Source organism: Sulfurimonas sp., from assembly GCF_018698455.1.
Classification (GTDB): Bacteria; Campylobacterota; Campylobacteria; order Campylobacterales; family Sulfurimonadaceae; genus Sulfurimonas.
The window spans coordinates 1-26,413 of the sequence record NZ_JABIOQ010000051.1 but is presented as its reverse complement, the minus strand read 5'-3'; the positions used below and the strand labels follow the sequence as shown (position 1 = coordinate 26,413).

At 33.8% G+C, this 26,413-nt stretch carries 27 protein-coding genes and 1 pseudogene; 17 read left to right on the top strand and 11 right to left on the bottom strand.

Annotation, left to right across the window (positions count from 1 at the left end; genetic code table 11):
- The 13 genes and pseudogenes from HOG88_RS06735 to HOG88_RS06675 all read left to right on the top strand — a co-directional run.
- Nucleotides 1–442, top strand: a pseudogene (locus HOG88_RS06735) (anthranilate phosphoribosyltransferase); the annotation flags it as partial.
- A complete protein-coding gene (tsaE, locus tag HOG88_RS06730; protein ID WP_295004506.1) occupies nucleotides 439–858 on the top strand; it encodes a tRNA (adenosine(37)-N6)-threonylcarbamoyltransferase complex ATPase subunit type 1 TsaE in 420 nt (139 codons plus the stop codon). The pseudogene HOG88_RS06735 and the gene tsaE, both read left to right, overlap by 4 nt.
- Nucleotides 845–1,567, top strand: coding sequence for an LPS export ABC transporter ATP-binding protein (gene lptB, locus HOG88_RS06725; protein ID WP_295004504.1), 723 nt, complete (start codon nucleotides 845–847; stop codon nucleotides 1,565–1,567). Before tsaE ends, lptB begins: the two co-directional genes overlap by 14 nt.
- A 9-nt stretch (nucleotides 1,568–1,576) precedes the next feature.
- Nucleotides 1,577–2,845 carry an RNA polymerase factor sigma-54 gene (locus HOG88_RS06720; protein WP_295004502.1) on the top strand — a complete coding sequence of 423 codons (1,269 nt, stop codon included), beginning with the start codon at nucleotides 1,577–1,579 and terminating at the stop codon, nucleotides 2,843–2,845.
- A gap of 3 nt (nucleotides 2,846–2,848) precedes the next feature.
- Entirely contained in the window at nucleotides 2,849–3,592 is a 744-nt protein-coding gene (locus tag HOG88_RS06715) for a TIGR02757 family protein (protein ID WP_295004500.1), read from the top strand.
- 29 nt (nucleotides 3,593–3,621) lie between these two features.
- Nucleotides 3,622–5,301, top strand: a complete 1,680-nt coding sequence (locus tag HOG88_RS06710; RefSeq protein ID WP_295004498.1) for an EAL domain-containing protein — start codon at nucleotides 3,622–3,624, stop codon at nucleotides 5,299–5,301.
- A gap of 14 nt (nucleotides 5,302–5,315) precedes the next feature.
- Nucleotides 5,316–5,741 (top strand): CoA-binding protein, encoded by a 426-nt coding sequence (locus tag HOG88_RS06705; protein ID WP_295004495.1) that lies wholly within the window; start codon nucleotides 5,316–5,318, stop codon nucleotides 5,739–5,741.
- Nucleotides 5,742–5,754: 13 nt separating this feature from the next.
- Nucleotides 5,755–6,957, top strand: a complete 1,203-nt coding sequence (gene ilvA / locus HOG88_RS06700) for a threonine ammonia-lyase (protein ID WP_295004493.1) — start codon at nucleotides 5,755–5,757, stop codon at nucleotides 6,955–6,957.
- A gap of 9 nt (nucleotides 6,958–6,966) precedes the next feature.
- On the top strand, nucleotides 6,967–9,093 hold the full coding sequence (locus HOG88_RS06695) for a hypothetical protein (protein ID WP_295004491.1): 2,127 nt from the start codon (nucleotides 6,967–6,969) through the stop codon (nucleotides 9,091–9,093).
- Between the two features lie 102 nt (nucleotides 9,094–9,195).
- Nucleotides 9,196–10,893: an acetolactate synthase large subunit gene (locus HOG88_RS06690; RefSeq protein WP_295004489.1), complete on the top strand. Its 1,698-nt coding sequence runs from the start codon at nucleotides 9,196–9,198 to the stop codon at nucleotides 10,891–10,893.
- Nucleotides 10,893–11,378, top strand: coding sequence for an acetolactate synthase small subunit (gene ilvN / locus HOG88_RS06685; RefSeq protein WP_295004487.1), 486 nt, complete (start codon nucleotides 10,893–10,895; stop codon nucleotides 11,376–11,378). Before HOG88_RS06690 ends, ilvN begins: the two co-directional genes overlap by 1 nt.
- 4 nt (nucleotides 11,379–11,382) lie before the next feature.
- Entirely contained in the window at nucleotides 11,383–12,333 is a 951-nt protein-coding gene (gene lpxD, locus HOG88_RS06680) for a UDP-3-O-(3-hydroxymyristoyl)glucosamine N-acyltransferase (protein WP_295004485.1), read from the top strand.
- Nucleotides 12,334–12,351: 18 nt separating this feature from the next.
- Nucleotides 12,352–12,558, top strand: coding sequence for a hypothetical protein (locus HOG88_RS06675; RefSeq protein WP_295004483.1), 207 nt, complete (start codon nucleotides 12,352–12,354; stop codon nucleotides 12,556–12,558).
- A 37-nt stretch (nucleotides 12,559–12,595) separates the two neighbouring features.
- Here HOG88_RS06675 and HOG88_RS06670 read toward each other — a convergent pair whose 3' ends face one another.
- From HOG88_RS06670 to hisS, 5 genes are all read right to left on the bottom strand, one after another.
- A complete protein-coding gene (locus tag HOG88_RS06670; protein WP_295004481.1) occupies nucleotides 12,596–13,759 on the bottom strand; it encodes a pyridoxal phosphate-dependent aminotransferase in 1,164 nt (387 codons plus the stop codon).
- 92 nt (nucleotides 13,760–13,851) lie between these two features.
- Nucleotides 13,852–14,553 (bottom strand): serine O-acetyltransferase, encoded by a 702-nt coding sequence (gene cysE / locus HOG88_RS06665; protein ID WP_295004479.1) that lies wholly within the window; start codon nucleotides 14,551–14,553, stop codon nucleotides 13,852–13,854.
- Nucleotides 14,554–14,561: 8 nt separating this feature from the next.
- Entirely contained in the window at nucleotides 14,562–16,391 is a 1,830-nt protein-coding gene (gene speA / locus HOG88_RS06660; RefSeq protein ID WP_295004477.1) for a biosynthetic arginine decarboxylase, read from the bottom strand.
- Between the two features lie 9 nt (nucleotides 16,392–16,400).
- On the bottom strand, nucleotides 16,401–18,128 hold the full coding sequence (locus HOG88_RS06655; protein WP_295004475.1) for an FMN-binding glutamate synthase family protein: 1,728 nt from the start codon (nucleotides 18,126–18,128) through the stop codon (nucleotides 16,401–16,403).
- The gene (gene hisS, locus HOG88_RS06650) at nucleotides 18,129–19,340 is read right to left on the bottom strand and encodes a histidine--tRNA ligase (RefSeq protein WP_295004473.1); all 1,212 of its coding nucleotides are present in this window, start codon (nucleotides 19,338–19,340) and stop codon (nucleotides 18,129–18,131) included.
- Between the two features lie 116 nt (nucleotides 19,341–19,456).
- Between hisS and HOG88_RS06645 the strand changes: the two genes are divergently transcribed.
- From HOG88_RS06645 to HOG88_RS06630, 4 genes are all read left to right on the top strand, one after another.
- Nucleotides 19,457–20,704 carry a DEAD/DEAH box helicase gene (locus HOG88_RS06645; protein ID WP_295004471.1) on the top strand — a complete coding sequence of 416 codons (1,248 nt, stop codon included), beginning with the start codon at nucleotides 19,457–19,459 and terminating at the stop codon, nucleotides 20,702–20,704.
- Nucleotides 20,705–20,715: 11 nt separating this feature from the next.
- Complete coding sequence (locus HOG88_RS06640; protein WP_295004469.1) at nucleotides 20,716–21,189, top strand: hypothetical protein; 474 nt, start codon at nucleotides 20,716–20,718, stop codon at nucleotides 21,187–21,189.
- Between the two features lie 11 nt (nucleotides 21,190–21,200).
- On the top strand, nucleotides 21,201–21,410 hold the full coding sequence (locus HOG88_RS06635; RefSeq protein WP_295004467.1) for a hypothetical protein: 210 nt from the start codon (nucleotides 21,201–21,203) through the stop codon (nucleotides 21,408–21,410).
- Between the two features lie 194 nt (nucleotides 21,411–21,604).
- Nucleotides 21,605–22,078 carry a hypothetical protein gene (locus HOG88_RS06630; protein ID WP_295004465.1) on the top strand — a complete coding sequence of 158 codons (474 nt, stop codon included), beginning with the start codon at nucleotides 21,605–21,607 and terminating at the stop codon, nucleotides 22,076–22,078.
- Between the two features lie 272 nt (nucleotides 22,079–22,350).
- Here the strand turns inward: HOG88_RS06630 and HOG88_RS06625 are convergent, their stop codons facing one another.
- From HOG88_RS06625 to HOG88_RS06600, 6 genes are all read right to left on the bottom strand, one after another.
- A complete protein-coding gene (locus HOG88_RS06625; RefSeq protein ID WP_295004463.1) occupies nucleotides 22,351–23,424 on the bottom strand; it encodes an FkbM family methyltransferase in 1,074 nt (357 codons plus the stop codon).
- Nucleotides 23,425–24,000, bottom strand: a complete 576-nt coding sequence (gene tmk / locus HOG88_RS06620) for a dTMP kinase (RefSeq protein ID WP_295004461.1) — start codon at nucleotides 23,998–24,000, stop codon at nucleotides 23,425–23,427.
- Entirely contained in the window at nucleotides 23,991–24,476 is a 486-nt protein-coding gene (gene coaD, locus HOG88_RS06615; RefSeq protein WP_295004460.1) for a pantetheine-phosphate adenylyltransferase, read from the bottom strand. Before coaD ends, tmk begins: the two co-directional genes overlap by 10 nt.
- A gap of 2 nt (nucleotides 24,477–24,478) precedes the next feature.
- Complete coding sequence (locus HOG88_RS06610; RefSeq protein WP_295004459.1) at nucleotides 24,479–25,003, bottom strand: UbiX family flavin prenyltransferase; 525 nt, start codon at nucleotides 25,001–25,003, stop codon at nucleotides 24,479–24,481.
- The gene (gene flgA, locus HOG88_RS06605) at nucleotides 25,003–25,872 is read right to left on the bottom strand and encodes a flagellar basal body P-ring formation chaperone FlgA (RefSeq protein WP_295004457.1); all 870 of its coding nucleotides are present in this window, start codon (nucleotides 25,870–25,872) and stop codon (nucleotides 25,003–25,005) included. The genes HOG88_RS06610 and flgA overlap by 1 nt, the downstream gene beginning before the upstream one ends.
- Nucleotides 25,873–25,998: 126 nt before the next feature.
- Nucleotides 25,999–26,413, bottom strand: a 415-nt coding sequence (locus tag HOG88_RS06600) for a hypothetical protein (RefSeq protein ID WP_295004455.1), incomplete at its 5' end; no start/stop codon positions are given.

Below are 26,413 nucleotides of genomic sequence, written 5' to 3'. Positions count from 1 at the left end.
TGGTGTTTTTGATAAAGCATTCGTTCCAAAAATGCTCGAAGCCTTAAAAATAAACGGTGCAACTTCAGCTATGGTTGTGAGTTCTAAAGAGGGAATGGATGAGATAAGCATCAGTGACATTACTTATGCATCGCGTTTACATAATGGAATTATTCATGAGTTTGAAATAGATCCAGAGCAATGCGGTATTAAAAAAATGCCACTTCAATCAATAATAGGTGGAGACGCTTTAGCAAACGCAGAGATACTAAGAAAAATATTTGATGGTACTTCTACAGATGCACAAAGAGATATAGTCTTTATAAACGCAGCAGCTGCTCTTATGGTTGATGGAATTGCTCGTGACATGCAGGATGGTATGGGTATGGCAAAAGAGGCTATAGCAAATGCTAGGGCTAAGAAAAAAATACGTCAGATTATTGAAGTGTCAAATAAATTATGATGCACTATAAATTAAAATTAGATAATTTACAGCCAATACTTTGTGAGTTTGATGAGAAAATAACAAAGGGTGTAGTAATTCTTAAAGGTGATTTAGCTGCTGGGAAAACTACACTGGTCAAAGCTGTTGTAAACAAGCTGGGAGGGAATGATGAAGTGACTTCTCCTACATTTTCTTTGCAGCAGTGCTATGGGAATAATATATACCATTATGACATGTATAATCATGGATTAGAACACTTTATTTCCTTAGGAATGTTAGAAGAGTTGGATAAAAATGGACTTCATTTTGTTGAGTGGGGCGATGATGCACTTCTAAAAATATTAGCAGGTGCAGAGATTTCTACAGTAGTGATAAAAATTAGCAAAGAATCTGATGAAAATCGAGAATATGAGGTAAATTATGAGTACGCTTAAAGCTGTTGGTTTACAAAAAAAGATAAAAAGCTTAGACATTGTAAAAAATATGAGTCTAGAACTTTCAAGTGGAGAAGTTGTTGGACTTCTTGGTCCAAATGGTGCCGGGAAAACCACTACTTTTTATATGATTTGTGGACTTGTCGAAGCAACGGCAGGAGAAGTTTTTTTTAATGATGAAAACATTTCAAGTATGCCTCTACACAAGCGTGCTATTAAGGGTATAGGGTATCTTCCTCAAGAAGCATCTATCTTTAAGGACCTAAGCGTTGAAGACAACCTTATGGTTGCAGCAGAAGTTGGAATAAAGGGCAAAAAAGCACAAGAAGAGAGAATTCTAGAACTTCTAGATATGTTTAATATTGAGCCTATTCGTTACCGTAAAGGTATTTCTCTTTCGGGTGGTGAGCGTCGACGTGTTGAGATAGCTAGAGCGCTTGTAAATAAACCTAAGTTTTTACTACTTGATGAACCATTTGCCGGGGTAGATCCTATCGCTGTTATGGATATACAAAAGGTAATAAAACAGTTAGTTTCATATGGTATTGGTGTTCTTATAACAGACCATAATGTTCGTGAAACTTTAGATGTATGTGATAGAGCTTATGTTATTAAGGCAGGAGAGTTACTTGCCCAAGGCACAAGTGAAGAGATAGGGCTCAATGAAGATGTTCGTACTCACTATCTGGGTGAAAACTTCAAGCTTTAAGTATTATAAATGGCAGCCTTAAGACAAACGCAATCGGTAGAAAACAAACATAAACTATCAAACACATTGCGTAATTGGCTACCAATTTTACATTCGAGTCTTTCAGATTTAGGTGAGGCCATGGCTCCCTTTGTTGAGTCAAACCCCGTAGTTGAAGTTGAGTCTGGATATGAAGAAGACTTTGAATCAAAAATACCTCGTAAAGTAATATCACGTGCCGTCTCAAACTCAAGAACAGAACAGATAGAAGCTCTTACAATTCAGAAAAGAACCCTTTATGACGTATTAGAAGAACAACTTCAAGCACCACTTTTTCCTACACCAATTTCTCAAGCTATTGCAGAGTATGTTGTGGCTAACTTTGATGAGAATGGTTATTACGAGGGAAATACTCAAGAATTTTGTAAAAAAAACAATATAACTGAGGAAGCTTTTGAAAAAGTAAGACTGCGTTTTGCACATATTGATCCCGTTGGAATAGGTGCTCTAAATCTTGGGGAATCTTTTCTTTTTCAGCTAGATAATACAGAGATAAGCGATAAGGGTTACGCTTTAGCACTAGAAGTCATTGCTAATCTTCAAGAAATGCATAACTACTCTAAGTATGAGAGTTTTAGTGAGGTAATGAAGGTGATATCTAGTTTTAAAAATCCTCCAAATTTAGAGTACCAAGAAGAGTCGGCACAGATAATTCCTGACTTAATGATATATTTTAGTGAAGATGAAAATATAGAAGTAAAACTAAATGATGCATACTATCCAACTATAAATATTGATAAAAATTATGCAGTTGAACATGAGTTTATCACTCAAAAAATAAAAGAAGCCAAATCTCTTGTAGATGCATTAGACATGAGAAAAGCCACCCTTTATAAAGTTGGACTCATGATTGTAGAATACCAATATGAATTTTTTACAGGTGGAAGCATAATGCCTCTGACCCTTAAAACATTAGCGGATGAATTTGGACATAATCCTTCGACAATTTCGCGAGCTATTGCTAACAAATACATAGCGTGTGATAGAGGAACCTTTGCAATGAAAGAGTTTTTTACAACCGCTATCGATGAAGATGTTTCAAATGCGGCAATTAAAGAATTTCTTGTGAAAATTATAAAAGAAGAGAGTAGGGTTAAACCACTGAGTGATATGAAACTTCTTGATATTATTCAAGAAAAATTTAATGTAAAAATGGTCCGTCGAACCATCGCAAAGTACAGAAAACAGTTAAATATTGCAGGTTCGAGTGAGCGTAAAAAGCTGCATCAATTAGGTTAGTAAGTGCATACGAGAGAGCGACTAGAAGCAGAAGTTTTAAAGCATAAACATAGTAATGCAGTAGACGAAAATAATCTTGACCCAATCATGGTTGCACATAGATATAAAGATCCAACAATTTCTCTTATTTGTGCCCTTTTTTCTTATGGAAATGTCAAGCAAATAGTAAAGTTTTTGAACTCTCTTGATTTCTCTCTTTTAAATGAAAATGACGAAAAAATTAGAGAAGCATTATCAAAACACTATTATAGATTTCAAAAAAGTGAAGATGTAATTGAACTTTTTATAACTCTTAAAAGATTAAATAAAGAGAGCTCTTTAGAGACTGTGTTTAAAGTAGCTTATAATGAAAAAAGAAGTGTAATAGATGGAGTGAATGCCTGCATCTCCAAACTAAGAGAACTCTCTTCACACTCTTCAAAAGGTTATAGTTTTTTAGTGGGAAAAGTTACTGAAAAAACAAAGGGTGCGGGTGCTTTAAAGCGCTGGATGATGTTTCTTCGATGGATGGTAAGAGAAGATAATATTGATATGGGTTTATGGCATGGAATAAGTAAGGCAGATTTAATTATGCCTTTGGATACACATACCTATAAAATAGGACTTTCATGGGGATTACTCAAGAGAAAAACATATGATTTAGAAGCTGCAATAGAACTAACCAATTCTCTAAAAAAGTTTGATAAAGAAGATCCATTAAAATATGATTTTGCTATTTATAGACTGGGACAAGGTAAAGTTGTTTAATATCATTGAACTTTAGGTATAATTATAGTATGAATATTGCAACTATGATTAGTACTAGTAAAACACTTAATCTTCTCTATGTAGAAGATAATGAAAATGCTAGAAAATCAAGTTTAGAGCTTTTTAGCAACTTTTTTGAAAATGTAGTTGTTGCTTATGATGGTCAAGATGGTCTAAACAAGTTTAAAGAAAATAGTATTGATGTAATTATTACAGATATAAATATGCCTAAAATGTTAGGTACTGATATGATTAATGAGATAAAAAAAATTGATGAGAAAGTATCAGTTATTTTTTTATCCGCTTACAATGAATCATCTTTTTTATCTGAAGGTATTAGACTTGGTGTAGATGGTTACCTACTTAAACCTCTTCGTCCTAATGATATAATTAATGTTTTATCAAAAATATGTGAAAGAACGATTCTTCAAAGAGAACATGTTAATTACACTAAAAATTTAGAAAGTGAAATACAAGAACATACAAGACAATTAGATAAGAAACTTCATTTTGATGAATTAACAGGTCTTTACAGCCGCTACTCATTTTTTGAAGATATTGCAGATATAAACACTCCTATCGTTTTTATTATCGATATTAACAAATTTAAGGTTGTTAATGAAATTTATGGTGCATCAGTTGGAACAAAAGTTTTAAAAGAATTTGCTAATTTTCTTTTGATATTTACACGTGATAGTACTTATAAGGTCTATAGAATCTCCGGGGATGAGTTCATTTTTAGAGATGAAGCAGATATTATAGATTCGTATAAGTATGAAAAAGATATTATGAACTTTTTTGCTGAAGTTTGTGACTTTAGTGTAGATATAGGAAACGATACAATATCCATAGAAGTAACAATGGGGATTTCTACTTCACAGCATGATGCTTTTGAATGTACAAAAATTGCTCTAGAATACGCAAAAGAAAATAAAAAATCTTATGAGATGTACTCCGCTGTTATCGACTCTAGAAGTGTCGAACAAGATGCTTTAGTATGGAAAGAAAGAACAAAGTCTGCTATATCAGAAAACCGTATCATGCCTGTTTATCAACCTATTGTAGACATAGAAGGTAAAGTAGTGAAGCATGAGACTTTAATGCGTTTAAAAGATGCAAAAGATGGAAAACTGATCCCTCCATATCACTTTCTACATATTGCGATTAAAACAGGTCTTTATGACACATTATCATCTCGTATTATTTTTAATGCACTTAATCTTGTTAGAGAGTCAGGGCATACATTAAGCGTAAACTTCACTTGTAGTGACATTAAAAATATTAGATTTTTAGATGAGATAGAAGATTTTTTTATAGTACATAAGAATTTGGGTGAGAAAATAGTATTTGAAATTACTGAGAGTGAAAGTATTGAAAGTTATACAGATATGAAAAAGTTTATTAAACGTTTTCGTCAATATGGGGTTAAGTTTGCTATTGATGATTTTGGAAGTGGGTTTTCAAACTTTGAGTACATTTTAGAAATTGAACCAGATTATTTAAAAATAGATGGGTCACTTATTAAAAATATAGACACATATGAAAAAGCATATATACTTGTTCGTGCAATTGTTCAGTTTTCACATGAATTAGGTATTAAAATTATCGCTGAATATGTACATTCTGAGGTGGTTTTTAATATGTTAAAAGAGTTAAATGTAGATGAGTATCAAGGTTTTTATTTTTCAGAACCTTTGGAAAATATATAAAAAGGAAAGAGAATATGGAATGTGAATTCCCGTCAGTAAATTCAAATAAAGAAGAAGTTAAAGAGATCTTTTCTAGTGTTAAAACAATAGCTATTTTAGGACTTTCTCCAGATGAGACAAAGGCAAGTCATGAAGTTGCAAAATATTTACAAGAAGCTGGGTTTAAAATAATTCCTGTATACCCAAAGGAAGAGACTATTTTGGGTGAAAAAGTTTTTCGTTCTCTTAAGGAAATAGATTGTAATGTAGATATGGTAGATGTATTTAGAAAACCGGAAGCTCTTGACGCGATAGCTGAAGCTTGTATAGCCAGGGGTGATGTTAAAATTTTTTGGACTCAAATAGGAATCATAAATAATGCGGCAGCACAAAAAGCTGAAGATGCAGGAATGCAAGTTGTACAAAACCAGTGTTCTATGGTAGAACATAAAAATTTATAATTAGGTGAAATAGTTGATAAATTTAGAAAAAATATATGAAGCAGAAAAAAATATAAAGGGTGTTGCTGTTGACACTCCACTCTCGTATGCACCCTATTTAAGTAAGGCACATGAATGTGATGTCTATCTGAAAAAAGAGAACCTACAAATTACTGGTGCATTTAAAATTCGTGGTGCCTATAATAAAATAGCATCGTTGAGCGATGAGCAAAGAACTTGTGGTGTTGTAACGGCAAGTGCAGGAAATCATGCACAAGGAGTGGCCTTAAGCGCATCAAAGTTTAAGATAAAAGCTACAATTGTTATGCCTGAGTCAACACCTCTCACAAAAGTTGATGGCGTAAAATACTTTGGTGCGGAAGTTATTCTGCATGGAGCTAATTATGACGAAGCTTCTACTTATGCATTAGAGTATGGAAAAAAACACTCCCTTACTTTTGTACATCCATTTGAAGATGATGAAGTTATAGCGGGACAAGGTACTGTTGCTTTAGAAATATTACAAAAGCATGATGACTTTGATGCAATCATTATACCTATTGGTGGTGGTGGATTAATCGCTGGAATGGCTATAGCAATAAAAGCTCTTAATAAAAATATAGAAGTTATAGGTGTGAGTGCAAGTGGTGCTCCTGCATTTAAAGAATCTTTTGAGAAAAAATCTGCAATAGATAGTAGTAGTGTTCGAACTATCGCTGATGGAATTGCTGTACGCGATACTTCAAAAATAACACTTGATTATGCTCTCCAAAATGTAGATAAGGTGATTAGTGTAGACGATGAAGAAATTGCGAGTGCTATATTATTTCTTTTAGAGAAACAAAAACTTGTGGTAGAAGGTGCTGGTGCTGTTGGTGTGGCTGCACTTCTTCATAATAAAATAGATAATATAAAAGGCAAAAAAATAGCCATTGTCCTTAGCGGTGGAAATATGGATGTTACTCTTCTTTCAATTATTATTGAAAAAGGTTTACTCAAATCTGGACGTAAGATGAAGCTGACAGTAACTTTAGTGGATAAACCAGGTTCATTGAAACGTTTCACAGAGATATTAGAAGAGCTCAACGCAAACATAGTTCATATAGCTTATGATAGGACTTCTGTATCTCTTGCTTATGGTGATGCACATGTGACTGTGCATGTAGAAACAAAAGGTCATGAGCATCAAAAAAGCATAGAAAAAATGCTCAGACAAGAGGATTACTTAAGGGAGTAAGGGAGATTGATGAAACCTGTTAGAAATAAGTCTCTTGATGAAGCTATAGTTCTCTTAAAAATAATTGATAATAATACATTGGTAGTTGTTGATGCAAAGACGACTATTAGACTTTTAGACAAAAATAGTTTAGAAATGATAGATGGTTTTAAAGTGAAGATCAATCATCAATATTATAAGTCGAGAGTTACTGACTTTAGTAGTGATGGTAACTATTTTACTACACTCAGTGCTGATAGGAGAGAGTCAAAACTTTATAATGCGAAGAGTAAAAGGATAGTTTCAAAAGTTGATAGACACCATGGGGAAGTTTCATGTGTTGGAATTGACCCTCTTAGTAGATATATGTTCTCATGTGGTGATGATGGAAAAACTTTTGCTATAGATGTAATAAGCGGAAAACTAATGTTTAGTCTTCCTCTGCATGCAGATACCATAAATGATATAGCATTTAGTGATAATGGTAACTTGGTTGCTACGGCAAGTTTTGATCGAATAGTTTCTCTTTTTAACCTTATGACAATGTCCTCAAAAATAAATCTAAAGGCACATTCTAAAGCTGTTGTAAAAGTGCTTTTTTTGTCTAAAAATAGGCTGCTAAGTATAGATAAGAGTTCCTCTGTAATTATATGGGATACCAATACAGGAAAAGTTCTTCATAGAATTGCGAGTGTTCATGATGATGTTATTAGTGTTAGTAAAAGTGATGATGAAAAGTTCTTATTTTTAGGGACAGTCTTGGGTTATGTTGTGCTTTATGACTTATATACTTATGAGTTACTATGCATGGACTATATTAAACTAAAGTCATCAATAATATCAATGGTCTTTAATCAATCAAACAAGAATTTAATACTGGGTACTAAAGATGGTCAAGTATTAAGTTATGACATTTTTGATGGAGAAAATGAGTTAAATGACTTCCTTAGACTAAAACAGTTTTCTAGTATTGAAAAAAAGGTAAAAGATAACCCAATACTTACAAATACTCAAGCATATCTATTGATGAATAAAATATGGGAAAAAACTTTAACGAATGCAAGAATAGCACTTCAAAATGGGGATAAGAAAAAAGCAGAGTCTTTTTTTGAATTTTTCAAGGGAGTTCCATCTAAAAATTCTAAGATTCAAAAGATAATTTTGGAATATGACGAGTTCCCTAAATTTATACTTTTAGTTAAACAAGGAAAACTTTCCCTTGCATACAGTTTAGCAAATAATCATCCAATGTATAAAGAATCTAAAATTTATAAATCTCTCGAAGAGAGCTGGAAAAAAAGTTTTTCACAGGCTCAAAAGTGTGCGATAGAACCACATGGACTTCAAAAAGCAAAGGATATTTTAGCTCCTTATAGAGGTATAAGTGAAAAAACTATAATGATTCAAGATTTAGTTACACAATTTGCCGTATATAGTAGGTTTAGTAAAGAATTTTCTCAAAAAAAATTTAAAAACTGTTTTGAACTCCTCAAGCAAAATAAATTTTTAAAAAGCTTTCCAGAGTATGGTGCTATCACTCGTTATGGAGATGATTTATATATAAAAGTTCAAGAGTTAATAAGTTCAAACGATAGAAATTCTGCAAGTAAAATACTCGAAGTACTACGTGACTTTGATGATTTTAAAGAGGATGTAATCGAACTACAAAAAGAGATAGATAATAAACAAAAGTTTTTTAATGCAGAGGAAACAGATGATAAGGTTTCGGCATATAATATAATGTCTAAAGTAGAGAGTCTAGTAAATAGTAAGTATGGAAAACAACTTCAAGTGCAATGGAATAAAGATTTAGAGATAGCCAATACTTATGCTTCTAAAGGGGACTCTGCTGGAGTTAAAAAATCATTAAATAATTACATGAAGACATCCTCAAAGTATGTACCCATAGCTACTGTTTTTTCATGGTGCTTCATGGTGCAACTAGAAGATGCTTTAAATGAGACAGCAAACCAAGTTCGTCTTGAAAATGGTATTAAAAATTATATTAAAAATTTCTCAAAAGATGAGAATATAGAATACTTTTTTGATACTATGAAAAAAAAATATGAAAAATCTAAACTTAACTTTGAACTTCTCCCACAAGGTTCTCTTTGTATGTGGAAGCCATCTATGATAGTAGATTCAATCTTAGACTAGAGTTTATCTTATACTTTACATCTCTATTTAACTTCTAATATAGCTACAATTCCCTATAATAAAATAATTTTTAAATTTATAAATTATTAGAGGAGACTTTTCATGCAAATAAGCGGTGCACAAATGGTTATAGAAACCTTTATCGCAGAGGGTGTAACTACAGTTTTTGGTTACCCTGGTGGAGCTATTATGAATGTCTATGACGAAATCTACAAACAAGATGGATTCAAACATATTTTAAATCGTCACGAACAAGCATCGATTCATGCAGCTGAGGGTTATGCGAAAGCAAGTGGTAAAGTCGGTGTAGCTATGATTACATCTGGCCCTGGTTTTACAAACGCGGTTACTGGATTAGCAGATGCTTATATGGATTCTGTTCCTATGGTGGTAATCTCTGGTCAAGTACCTATGAGTCTAATTGGTACTGATGGTTTTCAAGAAATAGATGCTGTTGGTATCTCTCGTCCTTGTACAAAACATAACTACCTTGTAACAGATGCAGCAGATTTACCTCGTGTTCTTAAAGAAGCTTTTTATATAGCTAGAACTGGTCGTCCAGGTCCTGTGCATGTAGATATTCCTAAAGATGTTACTGCTCAAATTGCTGAGTATAACTACGATATAGAAGTAAATCTTGAAACATATAAACCACATATTAAAGGGAATCCTCGTCAGATTAAAAAAGCTATAGAAGCTATTGCAAATGCAAAGCGACCACTTTTTTACCTTGGTGGTGGGGTTATTAACTCAGGTGCATCTGAAGTAGTTAGAGAGTTTGTTCATAAAACAGGTATTCCTGCTGTTGAGACACTTATGGCACGTGGTGTTTTATCTTACGATGATGAACTTCTTGTTGGTATGCTTGGTATGCACGGTTCATACTCTTCAAATATGGCTATGAGTGAGACTGATTTAGTAATTGGTCTTGGTGCTAGATTTGATGATCGTGTAACTGGAAAGCTTTCCGAATTTGCTAAAAATGCAGATGTAATTCATGTTGATATAGATCCTGCATCTATTTCTAAACTTGTAAATGCTGACTTTCCAATTGTTGGGGATTTAAAAAATGTTGTAACTGATATGTTAAAGCAGATTGATAAAATAGATAGTGACAAGTATGAGTCGTGGAGAGAAACTATAATAAACTTTGCAGAACTTCATCCTTTAACTTTTCATGAAGATTCTGATAGACTTAAGCCTCAATGGGTTGTGAAACGTGTTGGTGAACTTCTCGGTGATAGTGCCAATATCTCTACTGATGTTGGACAACATCAAATGTGGGCTGCACAGTTTTATCCATTCTCTCGACCAAACCAGTGGATAACTTCTGGTGGACTTGGTACTATGGGCTTTGGTTTTCCAGCGGCTATTGGTGTTAAAGCAGCATGTCCTGATAAGACTTCTATTAACTTTACAGGTGATGGTTCAATTCTTATGAATGTTCAGGAGTTAATGACTGCAGTTGAGACTAAGATTCCAGTTATTAACATCATTCTGAACAACAACTTCTTAGGAATGGTTCGTCAGTGGCAAACACTTTTTTATGATAAACGCCATTCTGAAACAGATTTAACAGCTCAGCCTGACTTTGTAAAACTGTCAGAAGCTTTCGGTGGAATAGGCTATAGAGTTACAACAAAAGAAGAATTTGATGCTGCTCTTAAAGATGCAGTTGAAAAAAATATAGTTACTTTTATAGAAGTAATCGTTGAAAGATTTGAAAATGTTATGCCGATGGTACCATCAGGTGGTAGTCTATTTAACATGATGTTACTAGAGAAAAAGGAGACAAAATAATGACTGTAAATAGTGAAAATACTGAAAGAAGAGTAGTTTCAGTTATTGTTGTTAATGAGGCTAGTGTGCTATCGCGTATAACAAACCTTTTCTCTGGACGTGGTTATAATATCACTTCTTTAACAGTTGCTCCTATTCCAGATAGTAAGTATTCGCGATTGACGATAGTTACTGCCGGTTCTATTCGTGTTATAGAGCAAATCACTAAGCAATTGCATAAGCTTATACCAGTTCTAAAAGTGTATGAGCATGCTGATTTAGTTGAAAAAGAAATGGCTCTAGTTAAATTTCCAATTAGTGAAAATTTAAATGAAATTAGTATCCTTTGTGAAGCTTATAATGGAAAAATTGTAAACTCTGGGGGAAATATGATTATAGCAATGGTCGCTGATGAACCAAAAAGAGTAGGTCACTTCCTAGATGCTATTAAACGCTATAACCCAAAAGAAATAGTTAGAAGTGGTGCAGTAGCACTGGAAAGATAAATACATGAAGCTGAGTCAAATTGCTATTTTAATCGGAGCAGAGTTTAGTGGTGAAGATAGAGAGATAAAGAGTATGAATACTCTTTTTGATGCTTCATTAAACGAACTCTCTTTTGTAGCAAACACGAAGTATATAAAAGATATAGCTGCCTCCAATGCAGGAGCTATTATTGTAGATAAAAATACAAAAGATGAAGTTCCTTCTACTTGTATTGCCCTAGTTGTTGAATCCCCTTACTGGGAAATGGCAGTCCTTTCTCAAAAATTTTCTAAACAACTTGAAGATGTTAATTCTCCTAAAGCTAACATAGGTGAGGGTAGTGTTATCTCACCAAAAGCAGAACTTGCAAATGGTGCAACAATAGGTAAAAACTGTCATATTATGGCAGGGGCTTATGTAGGCTCAAATGCAGTCATCGGAGACAATACTATACTTTACCCTAATGTAGTTGTATACAGGGACTGTCATATCGGTAGTGAGTGTATTATTCATGCGGGTAGTGCCATAGGTAGTGATGGTTTTGGTTTTGCATCAAATAAACTTGGTGAACATAAAAAAATCTATCATAACGGAAATGTTGTCATTGAAGATGATGTTGAAATAGGCTCAAATACTTCTATTGATCGTGCTGTATTTGGGAAGACACTGATTAAAAAAGGGTCGCGTTTAGATAATCTTATTCATATTGCACATAATTGTGAAGTAGGAGAGTATAGTGTTATTGCTGGGCAGACAGGACTAGCTGGTTCATCTAAACTAGGAAGAAGTTCTGTATTTGGAGCTCAGTCTGGAGTGGCTGGACATCTTGAAATAGCACCATTTAATACTTTTGCGGCCAGAACAGGTGTGACAAAGAGTATCAAAGAAAGTGGGCAAGTATTTGCTGGATTTCCGTTCATGAATCACAAATCATGGCTTAAAATTCAGGCAAAATTAGCTAAACTTATCAAATAAAATTATTCAAGGATTAATATGTCAGCAACAATTGCATTAAGTGGAACAAAAAAAGGTGTTATTTCGGTAACAAAAATAGATGAACCATATGGAGCTGGAAGTGCGAGTGTCGCAAGTATAGGAATATCTTTGAGCGGAGACAGTGAAAATCCAGAATGGAAAGTTCATCTTCCTATGGATAATCTTGATGCAGTAATAAGTGCATTAGAAGCATTTAGAAAGTAAGGGTTCCCTTGCTTTTATAAACTTTTACAGCACTGACCTATAGGTCTTTTACGAACTCTTCTATTCTTTTAATACCCGTACGAATACTCTCAATATCAGTTGCAAAACTAAATCTAAAATACCCTTCACTTCCAAAACCTACACCTGGAACAACAGCTACTTCTTTTTGAGCAAGTAAATCTTTTGCAAATTTGAGTGAGTCTGAACTTTTTTCTTTAATGTTTACAAATAGATAAAATGCACCATCTGGTTTTAAAACACTTAGTCCATCTATTTCATTGAAAAGTTTTACAGCTTCATCACGACGTGATGCAAACTCTTTTCTCATCATTTCTATATCAGCATCAGCACTACCATTTAGCCCAGCTATAGCTGCCATCTGCGTGATAGAATTAATATTTGACGTACTTTGAGATTGAAGCTTCTTAGTAGCTTTAATAAGAGCTGTATTATGTGCAGCCATATATCCAAAACGCCATCCTGTCATAGCAACTGACTTACTTAAACCGTTGATAGTAACAGTTCTCTCAAACATATCTTGATTTATCGCTGCACATGATGTAAACTCACCATCATAAATTAGCTTTTCGTACATTTCATCACTCGCTACGATAATATCAGTTCCTTCTAGAACTTCAGCTATTTTTATTAACTCTCCTTTTGAATATATACTTCCAGTCGGATTCGATGGAGTAGTGAGTACAAGTATCTTTGTTTTTGGAGTAAGTGCATTTTTCAACTGTTCTGGTGTAATTTTAAATGAAGAAGTATCATCTGTAGGAATTTCAACTACAGTTCCCCCGCAATATTTTACTAGTTCAGGATAAGTAACCCAGTAAGGAGCGGGAATAATAACTTCATCGCCAACATCAATAGTCGCTGAAAAAAGATTAAATAATGAGTGTTTTGCACCATTACTTACGATGATTTGATCATGTGTATATGTTAAATTGTTATCGCGTTTGAGTTTTGTGGCTACAGCCTCTTTAAGTGCTGGGATTCCATCAACAGCAGTGTATTTAGTAAAGTTATTATTAATAGCTTCTATGGCTGCATCTTTGATAACTTGAGGTGTGCCAAAGTCAGGTTCTCCTGCTGAAAAACTGAGAATATCTTTTCCTTGGGCCTTTAACTCTTGAGCTAAAGTTGTAATAGCAATTGTAATTGATTCAGATAGTGTATTTATGCGATTTGTTAGCATAATTCTCCTTCTTTGTATGTCTTTTTTATATTAAATTATTAGGGAAATTATACATAAAGTATAATTTATATTAGCTAAGAGAAGTTTATAGTTTAGGTTTTCATAGATTTTATGAAAGATTCGTAGATATTTTCTAGTTCTAAGTCTTGCTCTAGTAAGTTTTTATGATCTTCTACAAGTATATGTTCTAAAATAGCAACACGTTTGAGCATATACTCAAACAGTTCTTTGTTTATATCTGGAAGCATGTTATGCATAAGAGGATCTTGATTTCTTCCTTTGGCAATAACATGTGCAGGTATTCCGATAGCTGTTGCATTTTTTGGAACTTCCTTCACAACTACAGAATTAGCCCCAACTTTTGCATCTTCACCTATTTCAATATTTCCTAGAATCTTTGCACCTGCACCAAGAACAGCTCCACATCTTATAGTAGGGTGGCGTTTTCCAGAATCTAATGATACACCACCAAGAGTAACACCTTGGTAGATTAAAACATCATCTTCTATGATAGAAGTCTCTCCTATTACAACACCAGTTCCATGGTCGATAAAAACACGTTGTCCAATGATAGCAGCAGGGTGAATATCTATATGTGTGAATATTTGAGTGAGTCCCATAATCATTCTTGCAAGTCTTTTAAAGCTTGCTTTATGAAGGCTGTGAGCAACTCTATACCAAGCCATAGCCCAAACACCAGGGTAATTAAAAAGAAAATCTATTTTTGACTTGAGTGCTGGGTCATTCTTGTAAGCATTTGCAAAGTCACTTTTAATATCTGAATATATTCCCATTGAAAACCTTAGTTGGTGGTTCGCAAGTATCCATTTTGGTGAACAAATACTTTTAATAGTGTAAGTGTATCCGTTTTTTCTTTTTCTGTAATAAAAGTACTACCTGTAAGGTCTTTCTTAAGCTTATTTAAGATTTCCTCTGAGTTATAACCCATTGAATCTACTATCTCTAAAATATTTTTGGACTCTAGTTCATTTATTATCTCATAAGAGTCTTCATTCATTATAACTGTGTATTCATTAGGGTGTGTAAATAAGTTATGTGACATTCCTAAAGCTTCTTGGTAGGCACCTGTATTAAAGAAGGCTAAAAAATAGTCTTGATTATCAAGGTTTATATCATGTAAGTACAGAGGCTTATCTGGATTGAAGCCTATCTCCCCATCACTATCACAAGTAATATCCCAAATAGATGCAGCTCTCATTGCTTTAGTATTGAGATAGTGTATAGGCATGACAGGAAAATGCTGTTTTAAACCCCAATAATCTGGAAGGCTTTGAAAGATTGAAGCATTTATGAGGTATCTCTCTTGTAGATTAACTTGAAGCTGTGTTAACTCATCAGTATTCATTGAAGAAGAAAGAATAAGTGACTTTTTAATGATGTTATGCACTAAAATCTCTGCATTAGAACGATCTTGAAGATTTATGTACCCTAAATCAAAAAGAGTTAAGAGCGACTCTATATGGTCAAGTGCATCATGAAGGTATTCTATACAGTTTTCTTTATTTAGTTTTTGATAAAGATAGTTTAATTCTTCTATAAGTGGAGGATTGTCATCTTTTAATTTAAGGAGTTCTTCTTGATAATCTTGTGTAAATAGTTCTAATACAGGTGTGATGAGTACAGAGTGGGAAGCAACAATAAACCTTCCTGATTCTGTATAAATATTTGGGTGCTTTACACTTTTGGCATCCATTATCTCGCCAAGCAGAAAAACAACAGAGCTTGCAAATTCATCAACCGAGTAGTTTTTTGATTCAGACTTTATATGTTGATCATACTCAACTGCTAATCCTCCCCCTATATTGATACTTTCTAGTCCATCAGCACCCATCTTTTTAATTTCAGCATAAATATTTCCAGCTTCTCTTAAAGCTTTCTTTAGAGGAGAAATATCAGAGATTTGAGAGCCTATATGAAAATGTACCATGTATAGATGGCTCAAGAGATTTGCATCTTGAAGTAGATTTATTGCTTCTAATATTTCCGTTGATGTTAGTCCAAACTTTGCATCCATTCCTGCACTTTTAGCCCAAGTTCCACTTCCTGTACTATGTAAGCGCACTCTAATACCGATGTTAGGAATTTTTAGGTTTGATTCACGAGAAACTTCGATTATTGTTTTCAGTTCACCTAGACCTTCAATAGTGATAGTGACATTATGTCCACTTTGGGCAGCTATAAATGCTAAGGTAACCATTTCTTTATCTTTAAAACCATTTATTGTAATGTCTGCACCTGTTTTATTGGCATTCATTGCTAAAATAAGTTCAGCCTTACTTCCAGCCTCAAAACCGTAGTTAAAGTCTTCTCCTCCATCTGAGATAGCTTCTACAACAGAAGGAAACTGATTTACTTTGAGTGGAAAGACAGCTCTGAAGTTTGCATGATAGTTATTTCTTTCTATAGCATTTGAATAAGAAGCATAAAGTGTAGTAATCTGCTTCTTAATGAGATGAGGAAACCTTAGTAGAATAGGGCCTCGTGTACCATTAGTACGAAGTTCTTTTGTGATATCATAAAGAGAAGGTTGTGATTTATGGTTTACATGAACTTCATCATTTTTTATGATGAAGTTATCATTTGCCCAAATATCTAGTCCATATTGATTCAAAAGTTAGCCTTAGAGGTGAAGTTTATGGCGAAAGTATAGATCAATATCAAAAAATATTTCTCCATTATTGTTTTTAAAAGTAAGACAGCTTTTATCTATGTCTTTAATACTCTTTTTACCCATAACAGCTAGAACAACCTTCATACTTTTAACTAGATTATTATGATAATTACCAATTTTTTGACCTTGTTTTATTACGAGGTATGAAGCACGCTTTTTCTCGTCTTGTGTTGCAAATCCAACTGGACAAACATGTGACCCAAAACCAGAACACATACGAGCACGAATACAACCACCACTCATCATAAATCCACGAGCCATTCCTACAGCATCAGCACCCATAGAAAGAGTAATAATAACATCATCCGGTGTTAGTATCTTACCACTTGCTATGATTTTTATATCTTCACGAACTTCATATTGTTTAAGTAGAGTATCTACAACATAAAGAGCATTATTTGTTGAGAGTCCTACTGACTCCATAAGTTCAAGAGGGGCTGTAGCACTTCCACCTTCACCACTATCAACAGTAATGAAGTCAGGAATTGGTCTTCCTTTTTTCTTTCTCTCAGCAATTAAAGATGCAATTTCTTCAAAGTCCTCTGCATCTGAGACAACTATTTTAAAACCAACTGGTTTATCTGATAGTTTTTGAAGTTTTTCTACAAAGTCAAGAAGTTCTTCAGTAGTGTTTGCATATGGAAATCGGTTCGGTGAAAAAATATTTTCCCCCTTTGGTACACCTCTATAATAGGCGATGTCAGCGGTTACTTTTGCCCCGGCAAGTTTTCCACCTGTCTGTTTTGCTCCTTGCGCAATTTTAATTTCAGTCATTTTACAAAATTTCATAACTTTTTGGTATTTAAGTTCATCGAAGTCACCATTTTCATCTCTTGCACCATACAGACCTGAACTCATTTGAAAAATAATATCTCCTATACTCGCAGGTACTTCTTTGGGAAATTTTTCAAGTGGGCTATCCCAGTGTACACGAAAAAGAACATGTGAAGTAGAGTCATATATATAAGTATTTCTAGTTTCACCTTTGAGTAAAATTCTCTTATACCATTTAAGAGCAATTTTACGATTGAAAAAGTAATCACCAATTTTAAATATGAACTCTGAATAAGGGGTGCTCTGGACAATATCTAAGTAGTCACAATCATCTAAATCAGGTTTTAAAGTAAATAAATGATTGGAGGTAAGAGAACCTTCTCCTGTATTTACCGTAAGTCCAGAGTTTGCGCCAGCTATTGCAAATGCACGAATAGCCTCAGGACTTAAAGACCCATCACTCATCGCTGAACGCATGATCGGTGTTGAAGCAACAAAGGGTTTGGCTCTATCCTTTCCAAAAGTCACACTTGTATCGCTATTTACTTCTTCTTCATTGAGAACATTCATAGAATGCTTGATGATAAATCTTGCACCATCAAAAGGCTGATTGACTGAAAATGATTGATAATTTGGAAGGTTTTTTGCTGCTTTATATACCCAATCGACTTTATCTTTGGACTCATAAAATTTTTCATCTGCAAAGTATTGTCTCAGCGGTCCACGAAGAGCCTCAAATAGATAACGCATACGACCAATTACAGGGTAGTTTATCAAAAGAGCCTGTTTTCGTTGTACATATTTGTCATGAACAAAAAGAACAATAAGCCCAAGGAGTGCTGCTAAAATAAAAAATTCTATAAAGTCAAGAAAAATTTTCCATAGAAAATGGATAATATCCATTTAGAAATCCTTAAGTAGTATAACTTTTTCTGATTTAGATTCTAGATCTTTGACCCATATAGTACCATCTTTTATTTCATTTGTACCAATGACACAGCAAAATTTAGCATTTATTTTGTCTGCACCTTTAAGGTGGTTTTTTAGGTTTTTAGCTTTAAATTCACAGATTACTTTTTGGGAGCCGCGTTTTTCTTGAGTAAGGCGTACAACAAGGTCTATAGCTTCTTCATCCATAGCCCCTATGTAATAACCCTCGCGTTTACTCTCAGGCATAACTATAAGTTCCATTAAACGTTCTATTCCCATGGCAAAACCAACAGCAGGAGTAGGGCGACCATCTAAAAACTCTACAAGTCTGTCGTATCGTCCTCCACCAGCTATGGCACTTTGACTTCCTATGTTATCACTAACAAACTCAAAGGCAGTTTTAGAGTAGTAGTCTAGTCCACGAACTAGGTTAGTATCTATCTCGTAAGCTATACCATTATCTGTTAGTATCTTTTTAAGCTTTGTGAAGTCACTCTCACAACCATCGCATAATGAGTTTAAAAGTTTTGGAGCACCTTCGTAGAGAGTTTGGCATTTATCATTTTTACAATCTAAGACACGAATCGGATTTGTATCAAGTCGTCTTACACAATCTTCACAAATACCATCTTTACATTCTGTTACAAATTTAACAAGATTAGCTTTATAATCAGGCATACAGTTTTGATCACCTAAAGAGTTTAGTTGTAGTCTATAACCGATACCACAGCGTTTAAGAATGTCACTCGTCATCATAATCATGGTTGCATCTTCATAAACACTATCTACACCAAAACTCTCAACACCAAACTGGTGGAACTGACGTAGACGTCCTTTTTGAGGGCGTTCATAGCGGAACATTGAACCATGGTAAAAGAAACGGTGCACGCCACCAGCCTTATCAAGTTTCTTTTGTATGAAAGCACGAACAACACCTGCTGTTCCCTCTGGACGAAGACAAACATCGTTTTCACCCTTGTCTGTAAACTGATACATCTCTTTTCCAACAATGTCACTAGACTCACCAACACTGCGTTTAAATAGAGCAGTCTCTTCTAAAAGAGGAGTTTCTATGAAATGAAAACCATACTTTTGTGCCACATCTGTCGCTGTATTTATGAAGTAAGTAAAACGTTCATAATCCTCACTTAAAATATCATTCATTCCTCGAAGAGACTTAACCATTTGTATCCTTTATATATATTAGTGTAAGGATAGCATTTTTTAACTTTTATTCTGATGACAACCTCTTTTGAAGCCAAAAAACAGTAGAATAAATCAATAAAAATACAGGAATATATATGTCATTTGCATCTTTTAACCTTTGTCAAAAAATATTAAAATCAGTAGAAGAAAAAGGTTTTAACACTCCAACTGCAGTTCAAAATGAGGTGATACCTTTAGTCTTGAATAAAGAAGACATTGTTGTACGAGCACAAACGGGAAGTGGTAAGAGTGCTAGTTTTGTCCTCCCAATACTCCAAATGTGGAGCGATAATAGAGATAGTGCTAAAAAAGGGAAGATTAAAGTTCTTGTTTTAACTCCTACAAGAGAACTTACGATACAAGTGGCTTCTGCATTTGAAGAATTTGGAGCTAATCTAGCAAAAAAACCTCAAGTAATTAGTGTTGTTGGTGGAGAGAAGATTGGTGATCAACTTTTTGACATTCAACAGGGTTGTGATATTTTAGTGGCGACAAGTGGGCGTTTTGTAGACTTGTTAAGTAAGAAACAGATGAACCTTTCTCATTTAGAATTTTTTGTTTTAGATGAAGCGGACAAGATGCTTGGAGAGGGTTTTGAAGAAGAGTTAGACCTCATTTTAGAAGCTATACCTAAAGAGAGACAAAATCTTATGTTCTCTGCAACATATCCAAAAAAGATGCAAGCAATAGTCTCTAAAGTATCTCTAAACGCGAGGGAAGTTACATTAGAATCAACACCAGTTGTTGAGCTGATTCAGCAAAGAGTCATAGTAGTAGATCGTGAAAAACGCGGACCATTACTTCGAGAGTTATTTAAAGAAAATAAGTGGAAATTAGTTCTTGTTTTTATGGCAAATAAGCGTGCAACTGATAACATCGCTGAAAAGTTTAGAAAGTATAAAATCGAGGCAGCATCTTTTAATGCAGACCTAGACCAAGATGTTAGAAGTGAAACGATACAAGCATTTAAAGATGCAAAGATAAATATACTATTTGCAACTGATATTGCTGCACGTGGCTTAGACATTAACGATATAGATTGTGTTATAAACTATGACTTACCACGTTCTCCTGCTGATTATATACATAGAATTGGAAGAACGGCTAGAGCAGGGAAGTTGGGAACTGCTATCTCTTTTATAGACCATGAGTCAGAAGAGCATTTTAAACTCATCGAAAAACGAAGTGAAATTAAACTAAAGCGTGAAAGTATAGAAGGGTTTGAACTATATGGAAAAGCTCCTGTAAAAGTAAAAGGACCGGCACCTGTTAAAGGCAAAGGTAAGAGTAAAAAAGATAAGTTAAGAGAACAAAAAGCTTTAGAAGAAGCTAAAAAAATATAAGAAGGATACTTATGACTAATGAAGAAATAGTACAAGAATTTAAAGAGTTTGATAAAGACAAGTATAGCCTAGTGATTTCATCTACAAGTAGTGAGAATAGCCCTCTGACAAACTATGCTCCCTTTGTAAAAATAGGAGAAGACTATTTTGTGAGTGTAAGCTCAAACCTTCCACACTATACAAATATGATTCAAACAAAAAAAGCTCATATCCTCATAATAGAAGATGAGGTAACTGCAGACCATATCTATGCAAGAAAAAGACTCTACTTTGGTGCATCTTGTGAACAAGAAAAAGATACTGAAAAGATTTTTAAGCTCTTTGATGAAAGGTATGGTGATAAACTCTCTTTTTTACGAGAGATGAAAGATTTTAGAATAATCAAAATTACACCAGAAGAAAAAAGCTTAGTACTTGGTTTTGGAGCAGCTTATAAAATGGGTGTAGATGGTAAGCTTATAAATAAAACTATCTCACATAACTAAGAAGGAAAAACTTGATAGAAAAAACCTTACTTGCTATAAATAGTAAAGAAATATTAGAGTTTGAAATTAGCATTAAATCAGTAATTAACTATTGTGAAAAAAATAATATTGAAATTCAATTAGTTAAAGATGTACTTTTCGTTGAGTTTGAGAATAAGTCAATACAAATTACTTCAAAGAAAAATATAGATGAGTCGTTTTCCATATGGGAATGTTATTAGTAATCATTATTCTCTTATTTTTGGAACAGTTTGTGAGAGTTCATGCAATTATGTCTTTAACACATTAGTAAGTGTTTATATAAGTGGGGTCATTCCAAGATATATTTTTCATATATTTCTTTGTAGCTAAATTTTCAAAAAGTATATATAAAAATATGATTAAAAAAGGTATAATTCAATAGTAAAGGAAAATTATGCAAAAAAAACTAATTAGAAAAATACTACTTCTCTCTCTATTGACTATATCTTCGCTATTGCTATCAGGATGTAATCATACAGGTAGCCCAATCCCAGTAACAAAAGTACAAGCGAAATTTAAAAATTATTTCACCATAAAAGAGATCACAGATGCTGTTAAAGAGGCTGCAATAGATCATGGATGGCAAATTTTAGAATCATCAACGAATGACTCAACAACTTTTAATTTAAAAAAATCTTTTCATAAAAGGGAAGTTGTAAGAAACCCAAGAGGTAGACGTTGGGTAAAAACAAAAGTTCACAATGACCTAGTTGTAAATGTTGCAATAGGTGAAAAATCACTTGCGATAATCCTAGTTAAAGATCATAAAAACCATTTATCTAACAACTACTATAAAGAGGATTTTAATATTCACTTAAGAGAGTTAGAAAGAGCAATTTACTTTGAGTTATTACCTCCAGTACTATAGCGATATATCTAAAATTTCTAGTTCTTCTAACTGTAGTAGAGAGTTTATAGTTGATATTTAACTCAACTATAATCAGCTTATTTGCGTCTGTGTCGAAACTCTTATTTTTGTAGGGCTTGTTAGGATATTTTAGATTTTCTAGTATTCGGAGCTATCAAATAGGTATAAATTGTTCCAATAGTGGGCTATAAATATCTATGGTTGGCTATATGAAAGTAATTAAAGTTTCTGCTAGAAGCTGTAAGTCAGATATTCACAAAAATCAATAATTCTTAGTTCTGAGGAATAAAGTACATAACACTTTCAAATATACCTTCCATATAGTGGCGAAGGTAGAGTTTGTAACCCTTCTCAATTGCAAATAATTTTTGAGGAATTTTGTACCAGTCTTCTGCCTTGTGGTAGATACAAATAGCTAGAATAGGTTTGTACTTTTTTATAGTCTCTTTTGCACCATCTATGGCATCTTGTTCAGCACCCTCAATATCTAGTTTTATAAAGTCTACTTTTTCTTTTACTATGTTATCGATGGTGTCGACTTCTACACTCTGTGTACCTTTACCGTAGATAGTTGAGAATGACTTCTCTTCGTTAAAGTACAGAGTCTCTTTTTTATTTGAAATGCCACAGGTAAAGAACTCTATATTTTCATACTCGATAAGCTCGCGCTTAGCTATACGGATATTCTCTAGGATTGGCTCAATCAGCCATATTTTTTTAAAATCAGGGTAGTTTTTTATAATTTGTGTAGCGGTGTCACCGACATATCCACCACCATCTAGGAAACTTATATTTTTTAGTGGAGGAAGTATCTCTTTATCAAAGTACTGTCCATCATGGTCATTGGTAAAGCCTTCCATAAAGTTATAATCAAATGTTATCTTAAAATTAATAACCTTGTTAAAAATCTTTTTAGATTTTTCATCAGCTAAAAGGTCATATACATACTCATACTCTTGCTTGTTATGTTTGTAATCCTCTCTGAAGTCCATGATGAAAGGAGGGTCTACTAAATCAAATGAACTATATTTACAAAGTGAAAGGTAGTCTATATTTTTAAAACCCATACTATCTAGTTTTATTTTTACTTCAAGTGGACTTCCTGTAGCTGTTGAAAGTATAAGAGCATTTTTAGGAACATCATCAATGCAGCGAATTTCTTTTTTTCTTGAGCGCTGTACACGAGTAAAGTCATCAATTATTCCATCAACTTCGACAAATTTTAAAACAGATTTTGTGAGTTTGTTAATGCCTAAAATATATTTTTTCACATCAGTTGCAGAGATAAAGAGTTCAACGAGTTCTTTGTCCTTTTGATTGATATAGTCAAGATTTTGAAGTTTCATTTAGTTTATATTGTTTAATATTTCTTGAGTTATCGCATCTCTACTTTGTGTTGCATCTATCTCTACAAGGTCTATGCCAAGGAGTTTTGTGGCGTCTATAATAGAATCTTGTATACTAAGAAGGTAATCACTCCCACGAAGCTCTATGCCATCAAGTTCTTTTTTGGAAAGTCTATATTCAAGTTCTTTTTTTGTTAAACGCAGAAGAAAAACCTTCTCTGGATAGATACCGTTAGTCGCAAAGTTATTGAGTTCAAGCAACTTTTTTTTATCTATTTCACCTTGAACTAGAGCATAAGCCACCCCACTCACAGCACTTCTGTCTGAGATTATCATTTGTGTGGCTATATTTGGTTCTATAACCTCTTTTATATGTTCAGCTCTATCTGCTAAAAAGAGAAGAAATTCTGCTTTTTTACTTTTAGCTCGAGCAGATAAAACCATCTCTCTTATTTCTATTCCTATGTCAGTCGCTCCAGGCTCTTTTGTGAGTAGAGCATTTGGAAAGTTACTTGAAAGAGCACTTATTTGTGTGCTCTTTCCTGCTGTATCGATACCCTCTACTGCTATATACATGAGTTCATACCACCTATGATAGATTGTACCTCGCAAGGAAGAAGGTGTTTAGTCTTTCCATTGAACTTTAAAAGATTACGCACTATTGAAGAACTTATAAATGCGTTTTTTAGTTTTGGCATTAAATAAACTGTTTCTATACTATCATCCAGAGAGTTATTAAGGTAACCAAGTTGTAGCTCATACTCAAAATCGCTCACAGCACGAAGACCACGAATAAGTACACCGGCTTTATTCTCATGAGCAAGGTCTATAGTTAAGTTGTTAAATCCAACAACACGTACTTTCTCTAGGTCTTTAACAGCTACTTTAGCCATCTCTAGTCGTTCTCGAAGTGTGAACATAGGTTTCTTATCTACGGACTCAGCTACCGCTACAATCACTTCATCAAAAATATGTACTGCTCTTTCTATAATGTCAAAGTGCCCATTCGTAATAGGATCAAAAGTTCCTGGATAAAGTGCTATTTTTTTCAATCTTACTCCCATCGCTTATATAAATTATTTTGTATACCTAAAAGGTCAAACCACTTACCAATAATGAAATTTTCCATCTCATCAAGTGTTTGTTGCTCAGAGTAGTAAGCCATGACTGGAGGTGCTATGATAACCCCAAGAGTTGCTAGTTTTTGCATATTTTCTAAATCAATAGCTGAAAATGGCATTTCACGAGGTGCTAAAATGAGTTTTTTTTGCTCTTTTATCATTACTGCTGCACATCGTGTTACCAAGTTGTCTGAGATACCACAGGCTATTTTAGCAAGGGTATTCATAGAGCATGGTGCTATAAGCATGGCATCTGTTCCAAATGAACCAGAAGCTATACTCGCTGAGATGTCTTTATCGCTATGTGTTGTGATACTACTTTGCATCTCTTTATCTAAAACAATATGAGAGTTTTTAGACATTATAAAATGTTTTTCGATGGTGTTTGGAAGTAGTTTAAGTGTTTTTAAACCTAGATTTACACCGCTTGCACCACTTGTAGCTATAATTAGTTTCATTATTTGATTTCCACCTTATTTCTTCCCGTTACTACAGCTTTATTTTTTTTACCATTGGTGCTTGTAATATAAATACTCTCACCGTAACGACCATTCTGGTTTGCCTCGGCGATAAATGATATATCCATGTTTGAGTGATTTAAGGAAACGGTAACCTTAGAACCACGTTTAACTAAATCCAGCCCTGTAACATCACGCAAAGTGATGACAGCGTCTTTTCTGATATTGTGTTTACTCTGAAGCTGAGCCTTTTGAATATCCTTAACGGGTAAAGCCTTAAAAGTATCCAGCATTATACTGTTTTTTACACAGTTTCCATTAAACAATTCCTCGTTCATTATTATCTTTTTTCTTGCTGTATAGACGGTTACTTTGGCTTTGATAGTGTAGTTGAAAAATATTTGTCTGTGACTTTTTGACTTTATATAAACTACACCACTATTTTTAAGATGACTTTTTGACTGTATACCTACCGTGTACTCTTTTGGAAGTTCTTCCAAATAACCACGAGGGTTTACAAAGATAGAGTGAATGTCAATGCCTTTATACTTTTTTTTATAAAGCTTCTTGAGCCATTCTTTGATGACAAGCATTTTAACAGGACTTTTCTTAGTGAAGGTGACATATTTTCCCTTGGGAATAAAACCTTTAAATCCATGATGAAAAAGGAGGTTTACCAACTCCTTGGACTTCATTTTTTTTGAGTACTTTGAGAGGTCTATTTGAGCTAGCTTGATATCTTTTGAAATACTAGGGATTAAAAGTGAAAGATTGATGTCATGGTTTTTTGTATAGTAGTTGGTTTCTATTATCCCAGAAAATAGAGATGTAAGAGATAAATATGTAAGAAGTATAAGTTTTATTAACATTTGCAATTTTAACATATTTTTTGTTTTTTAGAACATAATCAGAAGAATTATTAAATAGGAAAGGTTAAGGGATTGTTGAGATCATCCCTTGTAAAAATAAGGGATGATGCATATCTATAATGTTATTTAAGGGATAACATTTGATGTGTCAAAGGCTATTCCAGAGACATTATTCATCGTTAGCCATAGTTTCTTTAACTCATGTCCAGCAGGAAGAGTGATTTTAAATACATAAAACTGCATACCATCATATGTACTTGTTACTCGTATAGATGTAGGTACAGTTTCTAATCCATTCATATCAAGTATCCATGGAAGATTTGAACGTGTACTCACTAAATACATATCTACTGTTCCAGCTGAAAAATTAAAGTTCAGATAGTCTGAGCTATAAAAATAGGAGTGGGTAGCCGTTTGCATCCATTGTAAATTACTTAGCCACTCTGGCATGTTAGACCATGTTTCATTAGTTTTCCAAGGATTATAAACTAATCCCGATGTATGAGCACCATTTGAGTAATCCTGCTCACTCCATTCAGAT